Source organism: Pantoea sp. paga, from assembly GCF_007558755.1.
Classification (GTDB): Bacteria; Pseudomonadota; Gammaproteobacteria; order Enterobacterales; family Enterobacteriaceae; genus Pantoea; species Pantoea agglomerans.
Genome location: NZ_VLTF01000037.1, coordinates 1 through 717 on the forward strand (window position 1 = coordinate 1; position 717 = coordinate 717).

At 71.5% G+C, this 717-nt stretch carries 1 protein-coding gene; it reads left to right on the forward strand.

Features of this window, described 5'->3' with window-relative positions; all coding sequences use genetic code 11:
- Positions 1-717 (forward strand): Ig-like domain-containing protein (locus tag FOV68_RS23865; RefSeq protein WP_255473764.1); only part of this gene is annotated, 717 nt, incomplete at both ends.

Here is a 717-nt window from a genome sequence, read left to right on the forward strand (position 1 = left end):
GAGCTCGGCACCGCCACCGTGGGCGAGGACGGCAGCTGGACCTTCACCCCTGACGCCCCGCTGGACGACGGCGAGCACGCGCTCGTGGTTGACGGCACCGATGCCAGCGGCAACGCCAGCAGCAGCACCGTTGACGTCATCGTCGACACCAGCGCCACCGCGCCGGGCATCACCGACGACGCCGGCAATCCGATCGCCGACGGCAGCAGCACCAGCGACAGTACGCCAACCATCGGCGGCGGCGGCATGCAGCCCGGCTCCACCGTGACCGTCTCCGACGGCGACACCGAGCTCGGCACCGCCACCGTGGGCGAGGACGGCAGCTGGACCTTCACGCCGGAAACCCCGCTGGACGACGGCGAGCACGCGCTCGTGGTTGACGGTACTGATGCGAACGGCAACGCCAGCAGCAGCACCGTCGACGTCACCGTTGACACCAGCGCCACCGCGCCGGGCCTGACCGACGACGCCGGTAATCCGGTCGCCGACGGCAGCAGCACCAGCGACAGCACCCCGACCATCGGCGGCGGCGGCATGCAGCCCGGCTCCACCGTCACCGTCTCCGACGGCGACACCGAGCTCGGCACCGCCACCGTGGGCGAGGACGGCAGCTGGACCTTCACCCCTGACGCGCCGCTGGACGACGGCGAGCACGCGCTGGTCATCGACGGCACCGATGCGAACGGCAACGCGGTCAGTGACACCGTGAACGTGACG